This window comes from Streptomyces sp. NPDC053493, from assembly GCF_044544825.1.
In the GTDB taxonomy this organism is placed as follows: Bacteria; Actinomycetota; Actinomycetes; order Streptomycetales; family Streptomycetaceae; genus Streptomyces.
This window is the reverse complement of the sequence record NZ_JBITXS010000029.1, coordinates 1-1,424: the sequence shown is the minus strand read 5'-3', so window position 1 is coordinate 1,424 and position 1,424 is coordinate 1. Positions and strand designations below refer to the sequence as shown.

Genomic DNA, 1,424 nt, shown 5'->3' with positions numbered 1-1,424 from the left:
CTTCAGAACTAACACAGTGGACGCGAGCAACTGAGGACAAGCCCTCGGCCTATTAGTACCGGTCAGCTCCACCCATTACTGGGCTTCCACATCCGGCCTATCAACCCAGTCGTCTACTGGGAGCCTTACCCTCTCAAGGAGGTGGGAATACTCATCTCGAAGCAGGCTTCCCGCTTAGATGCTTTCAGCGGTTATCCCTCCCGAACGTAGCCAACCAGCCATGCTCTTGGCAGAACAACTGGCACACCAGAGGTTCGTCCGTCCCGGTCCTCTCGTACTAGGGACAGCCCTTCTCAATATTCCTGCGCGCACAGAGGATAGGGACCGAACTGTCTCACGACGTTCTAAACCCAGCTCGCGTACCGCTTTAATGGGCGAACAGCCCAACCCTTGGGACCGACTCCAGCCCCAGGATGCGACGAGCCGACATCGAGGTGCCAAACCATCCCGTCGATATGGACTCTTGGGGAAGATCAGCCTGTTATCCCCGGGGTACCTTTTATCCGTTGAGCGACGGCGCTTCCACAAGCCACCGCCGGATCACTAGTCCCGACTTTCGTCCCTGCTCGACCCGTCGGTCTCACAGTCAAGCTCCCTTGTGCACTTACACTCAACACCTGATTGCCAACCAGGCTGAGGGAACCTTTGGGCGCCTCCGTTACCCTTTGGGAGGCAACCGCCCCAGTTAAACTACCCATCAGACACTGTCCCTGATCCGGATCACGGACCGAGGTTAGACATCCAGCACGACCAGAGTGGTATTTCAACGGCGACTCCACAACCACTGGCGTGGCTGCTTCAAAGTCTCCCACCTATCCTACACAAGCCGAACCGAACACCAATATCAAACTGTAGTAAAGGTCCCGGGGTCTTTCCGTCCTTCTGCGCGAAACGAGCATCTTTACTCGTAGTGCAATTTCACCGGGCCTATGGTTGAGACAGTCGAGAAGTCGTTACGCCATTCGTGCAGGTCGGAACTTACCCGACAAGGAATTTCGCTACCTTAGGATGGTTATAGTTACCACCGCCGTTTACTGGCGCTTAAGTTCTCAGCTTCGCAACCCCGAAAGGTCACTAACCGGTCCCCTTAACGTTCCAGCACCGGGCAGGCGTCAGTCCGTATACATCGCCTTACGGCTTCGCACGGACCTGTGTTTTTAGTAAACAGTCGCTTCTCGCTGGTCTCTGCGGCCACCCCCAGCTCAGAGTGCAAGACTCATCACCAGACGTGGCCCCCCTTCTCCCGAAGTTACGGGGGCATTTTGCCGAGTTCCTTAACCATAGTTCACCCGAACGCCTCGGTATTCTCTACCTGACCACCTGAGTCGGTTTAGGGTACGGGCCGCCATGAAACTCGCTAGAGGCTTTTCTCGACAGCATAGGATCATCCACTTCACCACAATCGGCTCGGCATCAGGTCTCAG

The 1,424-nt window shown here is 55.9% G+C and carries 1 rRNA gene; it reads right to left on the bottom strand.

The annotated features are described in order from the left end of the window. Positions 1 to 32: 32 nt before the first annotated feature. Positions 33 to 1,424, bottom strand: a 23S ribosomal RNA gene (locus tag ACIGO8_RS34000); the annotation flags it as partial.